11 protein-coding genes, 1 tRNA gene, 1 pseudogene and 1 riboswitch are annotated in these 17,542 nt (G+C 37.4%); of the genes and pseudogenes, 8 read left to right on the forward strand and 5 right to left on the reverse strand.

The genetic code is table 11. From position 1 onward, the window contains the following. Positions 1-22 precede the first annotated feature (22 nt). Positions 23-1,552: a hydroxyethylthiazole kinase gene (thiM, locus tag ABVC65_RS04060; protein ID WP_353582647.1), complete on the reverse strand. Its 1,530-nt coding sequence runs from the start codon at positions 1,550-1,552 to the stop codon at positions 23-25. Continuing rightward, positions 1,540-1,632: riboswitch (TPP riboswitch) on the reverse strand. It overlaps the preceding gene by 13 nt. Before the next feature lie 580 nt (positions 1,633-2,212). Here thiM and ABVC65_RS04065 point away from each other — a divergent pair. The 8 genes from ABVC65_RS04065 (at position 2,213) to ABVC65_RS04100 (ending at position 12,586) form a co-directional block, all read left to right on the forward strand. After that, entirely contained in the window at positions 2,213-2,839 is a 627-nt protein-coding gene (locus ABVC65_RS04065; RefSeq protein WP_004124918.1) for a hypothetical protein, read from the forward strand. A gap of 121 nt (positions 2,840-2,960) precedes the next feature. Continuing rightward, on the forward strand, positions 2,961-3,542 hold the full coding sequence (locus ABVC65_RS04070) for a tryptophan transporter (RefSeq protein WP_353582648.1): 582 nt from the start codon (positions 2,961-2,963) through the stop codon (positions 3,540-3,542). Positions 3,543-3,664: 122 nt separating this feature from the next. Further along, on the forward strand, positions 3,665-5,482 hold the full coding sequence (locus tag ABVC65_RS04075) for an ABC transporter ATP-binding protein (RefSeq protein WP_353582649.1): 1,818 nt from the start codon (positions 3,665-3,667) through the stop codon (positions 5,480-5,482). 18 nt (positions 5,483-5,500) lie between these two features. Beyond that, positions 5,501-6,274, forward strand: a complete 774-nt coding sequence (locus tag ABVC65_RS04080; protein WP_353582650.1) for an energy-coupling factor transporter transmembrane component T family protein — start codon at positions 5,501-5,503, stop codon at positions 6,272-6,274. A gap of 57 nt (positions 6,275-6,331) precedes the next feature. Continuing rightward, on the forward strand, positions 6,332-7,420 hold the full coding sequence (gene menA / locus ABVC65_RS04085; RefSeq protein ID WP_353582651.1) for a 1,4-dihydroxy-2-naphthoate octaprenyltransferase: 1,089 nt from the start codon (positions 6,332-6,334) through the stop codon (positions 7,418-7,420). Positions 7,421-7,646: 226 nt separating this feature from the next. Further along, a complete protein-coding gene (locus ABVC65_RS04090; protein ID WP_004121892.1) occupies positions 7,647-8,435 on the forward strand; it encodes an ANTAR domain-containing response regulator in 789 nt (262 codons plus the stop codon). 122 nt (positions 8,436-8,557) lie between these two features. Further along, positions 8,558-11,659: a DNA polymerase I gene (gene polA, locus ABVC65_RS04095; protein ID WP_353582652.1), complete on the forward strand. Its 3,102-nt coding sequence runs from the start codon at positions 8,558-8,560 to the stop codon at positions 11,657-11,659. Between the two features lie 69 nt (positions 11,660-11,728). Beyond that, a complete protein-coding gene (locus tag ABVC65_RS04100) occupies positions 11,729-12,586 on the forward strand; it encodes a Nif3-like dinuclear metal center hexameric protein (protein WP_353582653.1) in 858 nt (285 codons plus the stop codon). Between the two features lie 104 nt (positions 12,587-12,690). Here the strand turns inward: ABVC65_RS04100 and ABVC65_RS04105 are convergent. From ABVC65_RS04105 to ABVC65_RS06560, 4 genes and pseudogenes are all read right to left on the reverse strand, one after another. Further along, positions 12,691-12,777 (reverse strand) — tRNA-Leu (locus ABVC65_RS04105). A gap of 66 nt (positions 12,778-12,843) precedes the next feature. Further along, complete coding sequence (locus ABVC65_RS04110) at positions 12,844-14,835, reverse strand: FAD-binding protein (protein ID WP_353582654.1); 1,992 nt, start codon at positions 14,833-14,835, stop codon at positions 12,844-12,846. A 29-nt stretch (positions 14,836-14,864) separates the two neighbouring features. Further along, on the reverse strand, positions 14,865-16,379 hold the full coding sequence (gene dprA / locus ABVC65_RS04115) for a DNA-processing protein DprA (protein WP_353582655.1): 1,515 nt from the start codon (positions 16,377-16,379) through the stop codon (positions 14,865-14,867). After that, positions 16,376-17,356 (reverse strand): annotated as a pseudogene (locus ABVC65_RS06560) (YifB family Mg chelatase-like AAA ATPase); the annotation flags it as partial. The pseudogene ABVC65_RS06560 and the gene dprA, both read right to left, overlap by 4 nt. Positions 17,357-17,542: the final 186 nt, after the last annotated feature.

The raw sequence follows: 17,542 nt of genomic DNA on the forward strand, positions 1-17,542 counted from the left end.
TTTTGTGACTTTGATGCATACTTTAGCGAGTTATTACGCTTTTAAGATCGCTTGCTACTTTTTTAGGATCTTCAGCGCACATGAGTGCAGACACAGTGCATACTCCATCAATGCTTAGGTCTTTGATTGGGAAAACGGTGTTTTCGTGGATTCCACCAATCGCTAGAGTTTTTACGCCCATACTGTGTGCTACTTTTGCTACCTCATTTACGCCTTCAATTCCAAGAGGCGGAACATCATGCGCCTTAGTGTTTGTGGCAAATGCAGCTCCGATTCCTATAACATCAGGAAGTGGAGTATCGTTCTCTTTGCACTCTTTATATGCTTTTTCCATTAGGTCTACTCTTGCGCAAGAAAGTCCAATCATCCATTCGGCTGGCATTGATTTACGTGCTGTAACAAAAGGCGTGTCTTTTTGACCAATATGCAGGTTGAATCCCAGTTTTGCTGCGCAATCAACGTGATCGTCTATGAAAATCGGTATATCTCCATGTTTTGCTTTTATAAGTGTTTTGCGTAACTTTATGGCTTTTTCTGATATTTCAGTATCGTTGGAGTATTTATCTCGCAATTGAACTACTGTCACTCCGCCATCTATGGATTCTACTGCAACTTGCTCTTCGCTACGGTTTCCCATACGTGGATCTGTTACTAGGTAAAGTGTCCAATCTGTTGGTTCTATGCTGAACTCAATGTTTGTTAGTTCAAACATGTTGTTTACGCTTAATGTTTGCAGCGCATCGATCCACAGTGTTCTGAATGTTCCTGGTGCGGTTGTTTGTCTCGCTGCAAACGTTCCAGCTGCTGCAGCGTGCACGTGTGCAGCTACTGTTGCTGCTACTGGGCGCTCTGGGTTTGCACCCACATATGCCGCCACTAATGCTCCAAGAGCGCACCCAGTTCCTACAACTTTTGTCATAGCCTTGTGTCCGCCAGTTATTCGCACTAGGCATCCGTGACCGTATACCGCGTCTTTTTCTCCAGATATAGATACTACAGATCCGTATTCTTTTGCCAGTTTTTTGGCGGCTTCTAGCGCGGAGTTTACTGGGTCTTGCGCATCTACGCCTTTCATCTGACTGCTTTGGCCAGCTAAAGCTAATATTTCGCTTGCGTTTGCTCGTATTACTGTTGGGTTTTGTTTTACGATTTCTCTTACAAATTTTGTTCTAGTGGTTAATGCGTCTACTCCAACTCCAACTGGGTCCAGTACCCACGGAGTTTGCGTTTCTTCGCATGTTTCTATGGCTTTGCGTATGGCTTTGCCTTTTATCTCTTCGAATGTTCCAACGTTTACTAGAACGCCTGACGCTATTTTTGCGATGCACGCGGCTTCATCTGGGTCGCATACCATTATTGGTGTAGCTCCTGCGGAAAGTAGCGCATTTGCTGTTATGTCTTGAACAATATTGTTTGTTATGCAATGAGTTAGTGGCTTCTTTGCTCTGACTCTTTCTATGCATGATCTAACGTCATTTAGAAACATTCGTCTTCTTGCGCGAACGCTAAAACTTGTATCTATATTTGTATTTGATTCGTTTAATTCTTCCATGATTTTCCCTTCGCTAGCACTACCTAGATCAGGTTTAACGGGTGTAATCTCAGCGTTTTTACGCACCCCGAACCGACTTTGACTATATCGTTTGTGTATGACGTTTGGCTGTGTAATATTTTACTTCGCGCGTTTTGCGTTGTTTTGCTTGAAATTTCGGGGATGATTAAAGACTATTGTTTCAGATTTTATAAAATTTTTCCATTAATTTTTTATTTTTGTTTGCATTTGTACTTTTATAGTGTTAGCATCAAACACAACACAAACAGATATCGTAAATTTTACGATTTACGATTTTGGATTTGTGACTGACCACATTAGCGTTTAGCTTTGCAGCTAAGTATTAGGGAGGCGGCTATCATGCGTAACATGAATGCTCAAGCTCGCGATACTTTTGATGCTGCTCGTATGTGGTGGTGGCAGACTTCTCTTTGGCGTAGTTTACTCTAAAGTTTTAGAAGCTGCATGTTTTAGGCTTGTAAAAGACCTCTAGGGTAAACCTGGAGGTCTTTTTTATATCTCCGGAAAGCCAAATCTATTTGGATTAATCTTACGTCTAAAACAAATCTAGAAAATCTAAAACAAATCTATAAACATAAAAAACAATTAAAAAATTGTTTAAAACAAGCAATATAAGAATCTAAATAAAAGGAGAAAATCATGGCTCAGGAAATTAATGAAACTAAGCAGGAAACCTCGTTTACTTCTGCTGAATCTAGTGTTAATCAGGCTGCGGATTTACTTAAAGGTGTAAATGTTAAAAAGCATGCTTTAGATATTACGTCTTTGGTGTTGGTGGCTGTTCTTTTTGCGGCAGGATGTATTCTTGATTTTACTGTTGCAAAAGCGCTTTCGATCGGAAATATTCAGCCAGAGTTTGTAATTGCATCGTTCTGCTTGTCTATTTTGCTTGTTCGTCCAAACGTTATTCAGGGCGCGATTATTGGTGCTTTGGCTGCGACTTTAATTCAATTTAACACTTCAATTCCTGGTCTTGAGTACGCTTGCGATATTCCAGCAGCAATTATTATGACTTTGATGTTGATGGGTTATTTAAAGGCTTTTCCTAAGGATGCCGCTAGAAAGTTCAGTGTTTTCCCATTCATTTCTGCCTTTATTGCAACTGTTATTTCTGGAATGATTTTTGCAACAATCGCATCTTTCTTTATTCTTCACTCTCCAAACACTGTTCTTGTTATGCTTCCAATCATTTTGGGTACTGCTGTGTTTAATGCTGTTGTTGTTGAAGTTCTTTACACTCCAATTCGACTCGTTTTACACAAGTAAATCAGAATTGAAAAATAATTAAACAAATTAATTTAAATCAATGTAAATAAATATCAAAACATAAATAAATATCAAAAGTTGATAATTGAAATTTGGTTATCAAAACATAAAGGAGAAGATTATGAATCAGGAAATTAACGAACATGCAGGTAATATGCTTAATTCTGTAAGTATTAAAAAGCATGCTTTAGATATTACGTCTTTGGTGTTGGTGGCTGTTCTTTTTGCGGCAGGATGTATTCTTGATTTTACTGTTGCAAAAGCGCTTTCAATTGGAAATATTAAACCAAACTTTTTAATCGCATCGTTCTGTCTTGCTATTTTGCTTGTTCGTCCAAATGTTATTCAGGGTGCGATTATTGGTGCTTTGGCTGCGACTTTGATGCAATTTAATGCATCGATTCCTGGTCTTAATTATGTTTGCGATATTCCAGCAGCAATTGTTATGACTTTGATGATTATGGCTTATGTTCGCGTTTTTCCTAAGGATGCTGCTAGAAAGTTCAGTATTTTCCCACTTGTAGCCACTTTTATAACTACAGTTGTTTCTGGTTTAATATTTGCCTCTACTGCATCTTTCTTTGTTCTTCATTCTCCTAAGACGATTCTTGTTATGCTTCCAATCATTTTGGGTACTGCTGTGTTTAATGCTGTTGTTGTTGAGGTTCTTTACACTCCAATTCGACTCGTTCTACACAAGTAAGTATTTGAATTTGTGTTGGATAATATTCAGTAAGTCATATAATCGTCAGAGAATATAATCCAGAGAATAATCAATAAGTAATGTTCATAGTATTGTTGGGTTTTTAAGAGTTAGGAATTATTGTGTCTTTGCTTGAGCTTAGGGAAGTATCTTTTAAATATTTGAATCATAATAAGGATGATTCTTTAGACTCTGCAAAGGCACAAGATTCCACTTTTGCCTTGAACAATATAAGTCTTAGTATTGAATCTGGCGAATTTGTTGGAATTATTGGACCATCTGGATCTGGTAAAACAACTCTTGCCTCTATTTTCTCTGGTGCTATTCCTCATCATTATTCTGGAGAACTTTCTGGAATCGTTAAGATTGCAGGTCAAGAAACTAAAAATCTTGCTTTAACTAATATAGCCTGCTTAATTGGATCAGTTATTCAAGATATTGATGCGCAAATGGTGGCTGCAAACGTAGAAGATGAGATTCTTTTTGGTCTAGAAAACTTTGGTGTTGCGCACAATGAAATACCGAATCGAATCGATGAAGCTTTACAAATTGTTGGCATTAGTGATTTGCGCAACCGCGATTTAGACACTCTTTCTGGAGGCCAAAAGCAGAAAGTTGCGATTGCTGCTATTCTTGCGCTAAAACCTAAAGTTATGGTGTTAGATGAGCCTACGTGCGCTTTGGACCCTGTATCTTCTAAAATGATTTTTTCGATTCTTAAAGATTTGAATAAGAATTTTGGAATAACGGTTGTTGTAATTGAGCAGAAAGTGGCGCTTTTAAGCGAATATTGCAAGCGTTTAGTTGTATTGTCTAATGGCACTTTGTCGCTTGATTTGCCTGTTGGGCAAGCGCTAAAAAATATGGATTTGCTTTATTCTATTGGAATAAATTATCCTCGTACAACTCATCTTATTAACGATTTACAAAGTGAGAATATTTGCGCTAAAAGCGATTTGCCTGTATCGGTAGAAGATACAGTAGATACTATTGTTAATACGATTAATAGTGGAAATTCTTTAGTTTCACATGATGATTCATATAGTGAATGTGATGAAGATAAATGTGCGGTTGCTTTCGACTTTTCCAATGAATCGCAAAACTTAGCACAAAATGCTTCACCATGTCTTTCTTTGCAAAATGTTAGTTTTTCGTATCCAAGTGGCGTTAGTGCTTTAAAAAACGTGTCTTTTGAAGCTTACGCTGGGGAGCTTGTAACTCTTGTTGGAAGAAATGGAGCTGGAAAAACAACTGTTACTAAGCTAATAAACGGTTTGCTTAAGCCGAGTAGTGGAAGTATTTTTATTGATGGCAAAAATACTAGCAACATGAAAATAAGCCAAATTGCTCACTATGTTTCGACTCTTTTCCAGAATCCAGATCGTCAGCTTTGTAAAGATACTATTTTAGAAGAAGTTGCGTTTAGTTGCATTCTTTTAGGTGAGTCTGTTAAAGAAGCTAATAATCATGCTATGCAAGTGATTGAAAAGCTTAATTTAGATCCTAATGCTAGCCCTTTTATGCTTTCTAGAGGTCAGCGTCAGATGGTGGCATTGGCTGCAACTGTTGTAACTAAACCTAAGATTCTTGTGCTAGATGAGCCTACTTGCGGACTAGATTACATGGAATGCTTGAGAATTATGCAAGTTGTAGAAGACCTTAGAGACCATGGTTGTTGCGTGATAATGGTTTGTCATGATATGGAAGTTGTTCTTGATTTTGCAACGCGCTTAATCGTAGTAAACGATGGACATATTCTTGAAGACGGAAGCATAAGCCATGTGTTTGAGAATAAGAGTATTTGCGATGAAGCTGCTTTATGCGCTCCTCTTTTGTGCGCTGTATCTCAAGGCTTAGTTAAAAATGGTTTTACTAAGTGTAAAGGATTGTACAAGAGGGATATGTTGGTTAATGCTCTTAAAAAGAGCTGCAATTTGTAAAACAAATGGGTGATTTTTATGCAAACTAAGATTCTTACTTATAATGCTGGTTCAACTTTCTTGCACAAGGCAAATCCTATTGCAAAACTTATATTAGCTATAAGTGTTGTTGTGTCTGCTTTTATAGCTCAACAATTTAGCGTTCTTGTAACTATTGCAGTATTGATTCTTGTTGCTATGGCTATGGCCGGGATTCTTAAAACTCTGTTTCCTCTTGTGCGTGCAATGCTTATTCTCGGCGTTGTAATGTTCTTTTTGCAAACGATTATTGCTCAGGGTGGAAATTATATGTTCTTGTGGTTTACATCAAGAGGAATTTCTGTTGCTGCAAGAGCATCTTTGAGACTATTCTGTTTTGCTTTGCCTCTTGTTAGTGTTCTTAGCATTACAAAATTGAACGATTTAGCTAATGCTGTTGTTCAATATCTACATGTTCCTTACTGCTATGTTTTTACGATTACTACAGCTGTGCGTTTTGTTCCTATTTTTGCGTACGAAATGTCTCAGATTACGGAGGCTCAAATGGCAAGAGGAGTTGAGTTCGATACTAAGAATCCTTTTAAAAAGATTAAGCTTATGATGCCTTTGATTGTGCCTCTTTTGGTTTTGTCTGTTCGTAAAGCCGATAGTTGTGCTTTGGCTGCAGAAGAACGTGGATTCTATTTGCGCACTAGTAAGTCATCTTATAAAAAGTACACTTTTGGATGGCGTGGGCTTGTTCTTATTGTAATATCTGCGATTATGATTGCTTTGCCTATAGTTGTGTCTATATTAGCTCCACAAATTATTTGAAATAGTCTAAACTAATCTAGAATAAGTTAAAAAATTCTAGAATCTAGGCGATTTTTGATGAATAAATTAAAGGTTTGGCTTAAAGGTGCAAGACTTTATACTCTTCCAATCGGAATAGTGCCAGTTATTATGGCGATTTCGATTTTTGCAAGATATTTATTCAGTGGTCAAATACTTGTAAAACCTTATAATATTGAAAATTTTGTTATTCAATCACTATTGTGTATAGGTGTTGCTGCTTTTATGCAGATTTCAGTGAACTATGCGAATGATTATTGTGATGGTTTGCGCGGATTAGATGATCAAAGATCTAAGCGAGATGTAAGCGCAAAAATCAAAGCACTATGTGATGTGTCTTGGAGACTTGCTGATGCTGGTATTAAGCCAAAATCAGTTTTGTATGCTGTTTGCATATCTGCCTTAATATCATGTATTTTTGGGTTAATCATTACTATTAGAAGCGGAATTTGGATATTTATTCTTCTTGGACTAGTTTGCCTTATGGGAGCGTGGTTTTATGCAGGAGGATCGCATCCATATGGATATAGAGGGTGGGGAGAATTTAGCGCATTTCTATTCTTTGGACCTGTTGCATTTTTAGGGACATTGTGTGCTCTTAGTTTTGGAAGTGGTTTTCTTAAAGAATCAATAACAACAGCGAGCATTCCGCAAATTGTATTTTGCGTGTTATTGTCCATTATTCCAGGCGGATTCTCTGCTTGTCTTATGATGATTAACAATTTAAGAGATATAGAAAGCGATACAAAACACGCAAAATTTACAGCAATGTCAATTGTTGGGGAGAATATAGGGCGGATTATATTCGTTTCTGTTGTAATTATGTTTACGCTTCTTCAATGCGTTTATGTTTTTCTTAATATATTTTTTGTTAAGTTTATGGCAATAATTTGGAATGTAGCCAGATTGAATAAAAATGCTTTTAGAATAAATTGCTTCTTGTTTAATCAGGGCGTGTTTATTGTTTGCTGCGTTTTGTTACTATTGATTACCTGCATGTTTATTAAAAAAGCGTATTCGCTAACATATGCGATTATGCGTGGGAATTATGCTAATGCTTTTCCGATATGCGTATCTTTAGCAATGCTTGGTGCTTTGACTTTTGTATTGTCAATATTTGCATGCTAGATTTACCGCATTAAAAAGCGGTTTATAATGTATTTTATACATGCGTACTAGTAAAATTGTATGGCAACGCGCACGGTGTGCTTTTAGTGTTTGTGCAATAAATGTGCATGATGCTGGTTCACGCAATGACCGCAAAGCTGGCGTGTATTAGAGTGTGCAAAATGTGTGTTAGTGGAATACATAGCGCTGTTGCCTTGTGTTTTAGGGTAAGAAATGAGGTTGTAAAATGTCTGCTGTAACCAGCGATGAAGAGATGGGGAAGTCGCCAGTTGTGCTTACCGATGATGAGTTGCGAGATGCGGCTGAGTTGTCTAGTTCTAAAAAAGACGATGATAATAGTGAAAACAAAAAAGAAAATGGTGCAAAAACTGTTGTAGTTGCAGAAGACGAGGCAGTGAACCGTATGGATCTTGTAGCAATGTTGGAAGATAATGGCTACAAGGTTGTAGGGCAAGCAGCTAATGGAGAAGAAGCGGTTAATCTTACTCGTCAATTCCATCCAGATGTTGTTTGCATGGACGTTAAGATGCCAGTAGTAGATGGCATTCAAGCGGCTGCCACTATTTGTGACGAGAATATTGCTCCAGTTGTTATGCTCACTGCTTTTTCTCAATCTGATTTAGTTAAAAGAGCTACTGGCGCTGGTGCTATGGCTTATGTTACAAAGCCGTATGAGGAGTCAAAACTTTTGCCTGCTCTAGAAGTAGCTATGGGTAGGTTTAGTGAAATTAACGATTTATTAGATAGTGTTGAGCGTACTGAAAATAAGCTACAGGATGCGCAAGATCAGCTTCGTAAAGCAGAAGAGAAGCTTAAGAAGGCTGAAGATACTCTTGAAGAGCGTAAGCTTGTAGACAGGGCAAAAGGTTTGCTTATGGACAAGGCTGGATTCTCGGAGCAGGGTGCTTTCCGTTGGATTCAAAAAACTTCTATGGATCAGCGTATTCCAAAGAAGCGTCTTGCTTTGGCTATTATTGCTAAGTATGGTGAAGAAAAACCATCTGCAGAAGCATAAACGGTATTTCAAAGCAGTATTTAAAAACAATATTTTGTAGTTGCCATAATTGATAGTTGTGTCAGTTATGGCAAATAATTTCATAAAAAATTTATTTTACGAGAACGCAGGTGGGTAGTTAAGTGAATGCCAGCATCGTTGCAAACGAGGATTCTTTGAATAATGAGGATGAAAAAGGAACGTTGTTGGTGGTAGATGGCCACTCACTTGCGTTTCGTGCTTTTTACGCAATATCTGCGGATAATTTTTCAACAAAATCTGGTTTTGCAACCAATGCAATATGGGGTTTTTCAACAATGCTTTCTCAGGTTATTGAAAAAGAAAAACCAGATAAGCTTGCTGTTGCTTTTGACGTTAAAGGCGGAACTTTTAGGAATAAACTTTTGCCGCAATATAAAGGAACTCGAGAAGCTGCACCAGAAGAGCTTCTAGCTCAACTCCCTGTTATACAAGAAATGCTCAATGCGTTAGGTGTTAAATATATTACAAAACAGGGTTATGAAGGCGACGATATTATTGCAACCTTAGCCACAATGGGCGCTAAAGCTAAATATAAGACTCTTGTTCTTTCTGGAGATCGTGATGCATTCCAGCTTATTGATGAATATATAAATGTTTTGTATCCAGGTAGGCATTTCAAAGATTTAAAGCAAATGGATACTGACGCGATTATTGAAAAATATAATGTTACGCCTAAACAATATTCAGATTTAGCAGCGCTTAGAGGAGAAACTTCCGATAATATTCCAGGTGTTCCTGGAGTAGGCGATGGTTATGCAGCAAAGTGGATTAATCAATTCGGTGGATTAGAAGGCATTATAGAACACGCGGATCAGGTGACTGGCAAAAAAGGTGAGTCTTTGCGAGAAAGCATAGATCAGATTCGTCTAAATAAGAAGGTAAATACTCTTGTTAAAGATTTAGATCTTGGTGTTAGTATTAATGATCTTGAATTTGGCAATGTTGATGCCGTGTCAGTTGGCGAATTGTTTGAAAGACTTGAATTTGGGGCTCGCAGTAGAAGGAAGATTTTAAAAGAATTTACGCGTGGAAGCAAAGAGCTTTTAGAAGAGAACATCAAGATGATGATTTCTGCTGGAAGTGTTCATGCTGGTAATGATGTTAGTTCTACAGAGTCTGATAATTCGGATGATTTAGAGGATTTCAAGACTATAGTAGATAAAATAAATATTCATAAAATTTATTCAGAATCTGATTTAGATAATTGGATTAATCTCGTTTCACCATGTATTGAGAAAAGTGAGTCAAACGGATCATCAGAATTAGTTAAAGAGAATACGGAATATAAATCTAAAGCAACCGTAGATTTGTTTGAATTACTTGAGTCTCAAGAAAAACCTTCTTTAAATCTTATAAGAAATGATTTAGAGTGTGCAAAAACTATTAAAGATCACAAAGAACTAGTTATATATGCATTGCAAAAACCAAACAATAGCAGCAAATTCGGTATTTATGCAGATGCGCTAGTAATGCTATCGCAAAATAATGCTGCAATAGTATATTCAGATGTGCTTAATGGGGATTCTAGCGAAGATTGTAATAAAATCTGCAACAAGCTAAAAGATTTCATAAAAATGCATGAATCTTCAATTGTTTTGCACGACTACAAAAAACATATAGCTCTTCTTAAATCGCTGAAAATTATAGATAATAATTACTCTTTTAATCCATTACTTGACACTCGTTTAGCATCTTACTTGATAGAACCAGATTTTCGCAATGAAAATATTGAAGATATGGCGGAACATGTTCTAAATATTCATGTAGAAAGTGAAAAGTCTAATGAAGATCCTGCGCAAGGGGAGCTTGATTTTGTTTTAGAAGATAGTGATAATCCTGAAGATTTAAATCAAGAAGAGGATAAGCGTAAAAAGCAAGAAAAGCATATTTTGGAAACGGCTGTAACAATAAGATTGTTGGCAAAACAATATGCTATAAAATTAGATGAGCGTAAACAAACAGGATTAATGGTCGATGTTGAAATGCCTGTTTCCAGGGTGCTAAGAGGCATGGAAGATGCAGGTGCTGCCGTAGATATGAGCAGGCTTGTATCTATGAGAGATAATTTTGCGGCAGAAGCTCAATTTGCCCAAAAAATGGCTTTGGATGTGGCGAACAAGCCGATAAATTTGCAAAGCCCTAAGCAGCTTCAACAATTGCTGTTCGAGGATATGGGTTTAAAGCCTACAAGAAGAACGAAAAGTGGATCTTATACTACTAATGCAGAAGCATTGCAAGAATTATATGCAAAAATTGATCCGGATGAAAAAGCTAGTCAATTCTTGGGGGCTTTGCTAAAACATCGTGAGACAAACAAGTTAAAGCAGATTGTACAGAGTCTTATTGATTCTGCAAGATATGAAGATGGCAGGATTCATACCACTTTTGAACAAACTATTGCAGCTACTGGGCGTTTAAGTTCTTCGGACCCAAATTTGCAAAATATACCGAATAGGAATGTGGTTGGTAGGGAAATTAGAGCTGCTTTTATTCCAGGAAATCAATACGATCAGCTTATGAGTTGTGATTATTCTCAAGTGGAGCTTAGAATTATGGCTCATGCTTCTGCAGATGAAACACTTATTAAAGCTTTTAAGTCTGGTGTTGATTTTCATAAGTTTGTAGCAAGCTTGGTTTATAAGATTCCAGTTGAACAAGTTAGCTCAGATCAGAGATCGCATGTTAAAGCAATGAGTTACGGATTGGCATATGGGCTGAGTACTTATGGTTTAGCAAAACAGCTTTCTATTAGTCCTGCTGCTGCAGAAGTCCTTAAAGAAAAGTATTTCAATACTTTTGGTGGCGTGCATGACTATTTAGAGTCTTTAGTAGATAAAGCTAGAAAGCTTGGATATACTCAAACGATGTTTGGTCGTAGAAGGTATTTCCCTAAGCTAAATTCCACGAATAGGGCATCTCGTGAGGCTGCAGAGCGAGCAGCTTTAAATGCTCCTATACAAGGAAGTGCTGCAGATATTATGAAGCTTGCAATGATTCAAGTAGATAAGGATTTGCGCGAAGCTAAAGTAAAAAGTCGTGTGATTTTGCAAATTCACGATGAACTTGTTCTCGAAATAGCACATGGTGAAGCAGATATTGTAGAAAATATCGTCAAAAATGCTATGGAGCATACTGTTGAGCTAGACGTTCCGCTTAATGTGTCTACTGGATTGGGAGCTGACTGGCAGCTTGCTGCTCACTGATTTTATTTGTGAGAGTTATTGTAAAGACAACTATAGGTTTATTGTAGGTTTATTGTAAAGGTGTAGAATATGGCAACTTTAGTTGATGTTGTTAGGGTTTTAGAAGACTTGTATCCTCTAAATCTTGCTGAATCTTGGGATAATCCTGGACTAATTGTTGGAAACCCTACGGATAAGGTAAATAAGATAGTTTGTTTATCTGATCCAACTTTAGAAGCTGTTGAAGAATCGTGCAAAATGGGTGCTGATTTGATTGTTTCTCACCATCCTTTATTCTTTAGGTCAGTTCATGAGGTTTCTGGTCTTTCTGTTCGCGGAAAAATAGTTCAGACACTTATTGAAAATCATTGTGGCTTGTGGGTTGGTCACACTAATGCTGATGCTGCTTTTAGAGGAGTTGCAGCTGCTGCTGCTAGCGCTTTTGGTCTTAAGGATTTACACCCTCTTGTTCCAGCAAGCAATAACGACACTTCTCTTGGCCTTGGCAGAGTTGGAGTGCTTGAACAAAAAATCACACTTAAAGAGTTTGCTATGCGCGTTTTTAACGCTTTGCCTACTACTAAGCTAGGTGTTCAAGTGTGTGGAGATATTAATGCTATAGTTAGCAAAATAGCTGTTCTTCCAGGTTCAGGTGATTCTTTATTTGATGAAGTTCGCGCTCGCGGAGCAGATGTGTATGTAACAAGTGATTTAAGGCATCATCCTGCAACGGACGCGTACGAGCAAGCTATTTATGAATCGCAATTAGCAAACTCTAATATTATTAAGCCCATGCTTATAAACACTCCACATAGTGCCATTGAGTCGTTGTGGTTTAAGTATGCTGTGCAAGATATTCACGATTCTATATACAAGAATTTTGGTGAATCGTTGGATGTTTCTTGGATTGGTAGAGCTTTCGACCCTTGGAATTATGTGATTAGATAGTTTGCTGCAATAGTTTAATATGGTTTTTCTAGTTGATACTAGAGGACATGTAGTGGTGAATAAACAGAGAAGTCTTGCTGATTTCTCAGCAAGACTTCATTCCGTGTCCGGAGCGGGACTTGAACCCGCACGCCTGTACAAATAGGCACTAGCACCTCAAGCTAGCGCGTCTACCATTCCGCCACCCGGACGGGTGTTTTAGACAACAGATAGAACTATAACATTTTTTTTGACTCTTTGCTTCGGCGTGTTGAAAATTAATCTATTTTTGTCATAATTTTGTTAATTTCGTCCCTATTTTGATTATTAATAGGCTTGTTTGGGTCAAAATCGACAATTATTACTGGAATATTTTGCACTTCTCCGCTTGAATCCACTATAGAATGTTGCGGATTTTGATTGTTATTATGTTCTGGATAGTCCAATCTTGTGAATGCTCCACGAGATTCATGTCTTGCAAGTGATGCTTTCAGAACCGATTTTGCAAGCGTAATCATGTTTTGTAATTCCCAAATAGCGATTAGCTCTTGATTAAAAACAAGATTTTGTGAATGTAAAACAAGAATTTTAGCTTGAGGAATAATAATCGTATCGATTTTTTGCAAAGCATCTTTAAGGGTATTTTTACTGCATCTAACTGCTGCAGCATTTTCCATAATATTTTCTAGTTTTTCTAGCAGATTATATGGGTTTGTTGTGTTGCTAGATGTGCTTGTATTTTGAATAAGATTGATTATCTTTTGTACACGATTTTCTGATAATTTGTCTAGATTTTCAAAAGTATTAGGAGTGTTATCGTATACATTTTTTGATGTATCTAATGTATGCTCCTCGTGTTTTTCTTGACTTTTTTCCTGAGTTTGTTCTTGTAATTCTTTTGCAATAGACTTACCAGCTAGTTTTCCGAACAAGCATGCATCAAGAAGAGAGTTTCCGCCAAGGCGATTAGCTCCATGTACTCCCGAGCATGCGCATTCTCCTGCAGCATATAATCCAATTATTCTCTGTTTTTTATTATTAATCAGTTTATAAACCTGCCCGTTAAGTGATATGGGTATTCCACCCATTGTGTAATGCGCTGTAGGCCTAATAGGTATAAGATCTTTTGATGGATCAAGATGAGCGTATTTTTCAATAGTTTCTACAACCTGTGGAAGAGCTTCTAGCATATGTTGCTTTTCTATATGAGTCATATCTAGCCATACGCAATCTTTTCTATCAATGTTGCTAGTAGTATCTTCAACACCTCTTAAAGCATCTATTTCTGATACAATCGACCTGCTTACTACATCTCTTGGAGCTAAATCCGCATGCGTATCATCGTAGTTTTTCATAAATGCTTCATTCTTGCAATTCCTAAGAACTCCGCCTTCTCCTCGAGCTGCTTCAGAAAGCAATATTCCAGTATGAGCCAGACCAGTCGGATGGAATTGTATGAACTCTATGTCTTCTAGTTGCAATCCTGCGTTTAGTGCTAAAGACATTCCGTCCCCAGTTAAATCCCAGGAATTAGATGTTGTTGAAAATAGTCTTCCAGCTCCGCCAGTTGCTATAAGAACATTTCTTGCACATATTTTTTCTACTTTTCCACTTTTTTCGTTTAGCGCGATTATGCCCTCTGCGCTATTGGATTTGTGGTTTATAGCAATATCTGTTACATAAACATCTTCTTCGATTTTAATATTTTCTTCTATGCATTTTTGCCATAGACTGTATAGAATTTGGTGTCCAATCCTGTCTGCAGCGTACGCAGCTCGTCTAATTGGCTGCTGGCCGAAGTTGGCAGTATGCCCACCAAAAAATCTTTGATTAATATGACCATCTTCTGTTCTAGAAAAGGCAACTCCAAAGTGTTCTAGTTCAATAACTGTATCTCTAGCTTCTTTTGCTAGCATTTTTGCTGCATCTTGATCGCTTAACCAGTCTCCACCGTGTACGGTGTCGTAATAGTGCCATTGCCAGCAATCTTTTTCTATGTTTCCTAATGATGCTGCTATTCCGCCTTCTGCAGAACCTGTATGAGACCTTAACGCTTGAAGCTTGCAAATCACTAATATTTTAGGCTGTTTTCCTTGAGATTTTAGCGTTTTATATTCTTCAGATTTCACTAATCCCAGTGCTGCAGAAAGTCCTGCTGCTCCTGCGCCGATAATCACAGCATCGTATGATGATTGCTCTACTTGTATTTGCACAGTTTTTTCTTTAACTGTAGTAGTATTTTCTTTTTGCTGACTCAAGTTTGACTGCATAACATTTATTTTCTCATATTTTCTGCTTTTTATTTAAGATTTTTCCTATTTAAACTAAAAACACCATTTTGGTTTTTGACTATTTCATTTAATTCAAGAATTGCTATTTCTCCAGAAATCTTAGATATTGAAAAATCATTATTTGAGTTTGTATGAAGCATGATTGCGTGTATATTGTCAATGTTTGCGCATATTTTTTTGCTCTTACACTCTTGAATTGCTTTCAATATAATTCTTTGAAAATCATTACACGTATTTGGAATAATATTGTTATTGCTTAAAGAGTGTGGCAAATAATGGTGTGAATTAGGGTAGATACTATCTATATCATTTTGTGAACATATCATCATAGCTTTCCCATCGTGAATAAGCATATTGCATCCAGCATTACTCGGTGATGTTACATCTCCTGGAACAGAATAAATCTCGCGATTTAAGCTATTCGCCCAGTTTGCTGTGTTTAAAGCTCCAGATCGTAATCGTGCTTGAGATACTATTACCTTGCTGGCAATAGCCGCAATAAGGCGATTTCTTAGTAAGAATCTACGTGCAACAGGAGTAGTGTCTGGGCATAATTCGCTAATACATGCTCCGCCGCTAGAAAGAATCGCATCAAAAAGTTGAGCGTTGCTTGAAGGTCCCATTTTGTTCAAACCTCCAGCAAAAACAACAATTGTTTTGCCAACAGGATTAACATTTGCTGCATGAGAGTCTAAAGCATCCAAGGTTCCCCAATGAGCTGCAGCGTCAATACCATAAGCTCCGCCAGAAATAACTGTGTGACCCTTTTTAGCGCACGATTTAGCGAATGTAAAGCTAAGCTCGTATCCGTAGTCATTGCAACCTCTAGAGCCAACAATTGCAAGTGGTTGCTTACATTGAATAAGTGCGTTTGGATCTCCAATTCCCCACAAACACAATGGGGGAGCTACTTGGCATTGGGTTGCTAAATCTTGTAGCTGTTTTGGCCAATATTTACTGTTTGGTGAAATAATCCATTGCGTTCCGTTAGAACTAAACCATCTTTTAAGTTGATTTGAATCCCAAGAAGGCAATTGTTTTAGTCTTAAACACCATTTTTTAATGGATTTGTGTAATATATCAAAATTGTTAATAGCAATTTTATTGTCATCATTATTGCTTCCCCATATTTTAAGACCTTTTAGAAAATATTCTTCTAAAACAGAAACCTTCGAGTGATTTTTTATAATATTAAGAATTTTTCCATCATTTTCTAAATCATTTAAATTCGATTTAGTCTGATTTTCTAAAGATCCGTCTATGTAAAAATCATCTTGACAGCAGCTATTTTGCAGATCTAACTCTAGTTGCTTGTTTTTTGTTTTACCAATAGATTCACTTATAGATTCGCAAATAAGGTGAAGTACTTCCACAATACTGCCAGCGTTTACTGACCCTATTACAAGCGTGTACATTATTGCGTCTGCGCCATCAATACAAAATGTGAGTATTGCGCGCGATAAAGTATCGTTATCTATTCTGTAAGTATTGTTATTGCCATTTATGCTACTAATACTGTTCATATTCTGGTCCTTAAACTAATTGCCTGAGCCATGTCAGTTAAATCTGGAGAAGTGTGCCCATAAAGATCAGCCAAAGTCCATGCAAGCCTTAAAGCTCGATCTGCTCCGCGTAAACTCAACTTGTGGTTTTCAAGTGATTTATTAATCAACTCAATAGCGTATTTAGATGTGTATTTTCTAAGCCACGTTCCAGACGCTTGAGCGTTACAACTCCAGCCGAGTTTTCTAAAACGATTTTGAGCAACCAGCCTTGCGTTTTTTACGTTTTCTCGCATCATTGCACTAGTTAGAATTTTTTCTGACATTTGACTAGATCCATGTTCTAATTGCGCTTTTGAAGTAATAATTTTTTCTACAGGTGGAACATCCATTTGAATATCAATCCTGTCTAGAATTGGTCCAGAAAGTCTAGAAAAATAACGTATTCGTTCCTTCTCTTTGCATGTACATCGTTCGCCATTGCCATATGCGTATCCACATGGGCATGGATTTGCTGCGATAACAAGTTGGAATTTAGCAGGATATAATGTTGTTCCTTTAGATCTAGAAACAGCTATATGACCAGATTCCAATGGTTCTCTAAGCGTTTGCAAAACTCTTGGTGAGAATTCTGGAGCTTCATCCATAAACAAGACTCCACAATGCGCACGAGTTATTATTCCAGGCTTGGCTAGACCTGCGCCTCCTCCTATAAGTGATGCTGCAGAAGATGTATGATGAGGTGCTTCAAAAGGCGGAACATCTGTTATTCCATAGTATGGTAGTGTTCCGCAAAGTGACCTAATAGATGCCACTTCAAGCTGTTCTTGCTCGTTTAGTGGACACATTATGCTTGGCATTCTAGATGCCAACATAGTTTTACCAGATCCTGGAGGTCCAATCATCATAACGTGGTGTCCGCCAGCTGCAGCAACTTGCAATGCCCACTTTGTGTGTTCTTGCCCTAATACTTCCGACATATCACCGATTTCTCCTAGCGGATTGGCGCTTTTTATTGGATCAACATTATCCGTATTGTTCATGTTTGAAGTCGTATTATCGTTAAGCGCTGATTTGGAATAGCGTCTTGTATTATCGATTTCTTTAATATGAAGATGATCATAAGGGTTAATTGCTTTTAATGCGCGTTCTCTGTTCTTTTCAGCAATCGGTCTAGCTTTGTT

Origin of the sequence: Gardnerella vaginalis (assembly GCF_040427915.1) — a bacterium.
In the GTDB taxonomy this organism is placed as follows: domain Bacteria; phylum Actinomycetota; class Actinomycetes; order Actinomycetales; family Bifidobacteriaceae; genus Bifidobacterium; species Bifidobacterium vaginale_C.

Coding starts and splice junctions, on each gene's coding strand:
- thiM (WP_353582647.1), bottom strand. CDS start 1,552: ATGGAAGAATTAAACGAATCAAATACAAATATAGATACAAGTTTTAGC.
- ABVC65_RS04065 (WP_004124918.1), top strand. CDS start 2,213: ATGGCTCAGGAAATTAATGAAACTAAGCAGGAAACCTCGTTTACTTCT.
- ABVC65_RS04070 (WP_353582648.1), top strand. CDS start 2,961: ATGAATCAGGAAATTAACGAACATGCAGGTAATATGCTTAATTCTGTA.
- ABVC65_RS04080 (WP_353582650.1), top strand. CDS start 5,501: ATGCAAACTAAGATTCTTACTTATAATGCTGGTTCAACTTTCTTGCAC.
- menA (WP_353582651.1), top strand. CDS start 6,332: ATGAATAAATTAAAGGTTTGGCTTAAAGGTGCAAGACTTTATACTCTT.
- ABVC65_RS04090 (WP_004121892.1), top strand. CDS start 7,647: ATGTCTGCTGTAACCAGCGATGAAGAGATGGGGAAGTCGCCAGTTGTG.
- ABVC65_RS04100 (WP_353582653.1), top strand. CDS start 11,729: ATGGCAACTTTAGTTGATGTTGTTAGGGTTTTAGAAGACTTGTATCCT.
- ABVC65_RS04110 (WP_353582654.1), bottom strand. CDS start 14,835: ATGCAGTCAAACTTGAGTCAGCAAAAAGAAAATACTACTACAGTTAAA.
- dprA (WP_353582655.1), bottom strand. CDS start 16,379: ATGAACAGTATTAGTAGCATAAATGGCAATAACAATACTTACAGAATA.